The sequence below is a fragment of the Vibrio sp. YT-19(2023) genome (assembly GCF_033337395.1).
Genome location: NZ_JAWOQN010000870.1, coordinates 1 through 572, shown reverse-complemented (window position 1 = coordinate 572; position 572 = coordinate 1). Strand labels below are relative to the sequence as shown.

Genomic DNA, 572 nt, shown 5'->3' with positions numbered 1-572 from the left:
AAGAAAGACACCGTGTTGCTGTCGATACAAGTTTAGATTGGAACCAAGTGTATGACTGCTTTCAAGCTCTGAGCTTATTTTCTAGTCGACAACTCATTGAGCTTGAGATCCCAGAAAGCGGTGTCACCACAGCCATCAGCAAAGAGCTACAGACTCTGTGTGACATGCTGCATGATGACATCATGCTAGTGATCATCGGAACGAAGCTGACTAAAGCGCAAGAAAATGCCAAATGGTTTAAAGCACTGAATGCCAAAGGCGACTGGGTCAGCTGCTTAACGCCGGATCTTCAGCGTTTGCCTATGTTTGTGCAAACGCGCTGCCGCGCATTGGGTTTAAAGCCCGATCAGCAATCCTTACAGATGTTGGCACAGTGGCATGAAGGCAACTTATTTGCACTTTCTCAGAGTCTAGAGAAACTGGCTTTGCTCTATCCTGATGGCGAACTGACTGTTGTACGCTTAGAGGAAGCCTTAAGTCGACACAACCACTTTACGACGTTTAACTGGATTGATGCGTTACTTGCAGGTAAAGCTAATCGTGCTCAACGCATCCTGCGTCAATTAGAAGCC

Annotated in this window: 1 protein-coding gene; it reads left to right on the top strand. The window is 46.7% G+C overall.

The features are described from left to right. Window positions 1-572: DNA polymerase III subunit delta (gene holA, locus R7E78_RS28915; RefSeq protein ID WP_318058989.1), on the top strand; the 572-nt coding region annotated here is incomplete at both ends.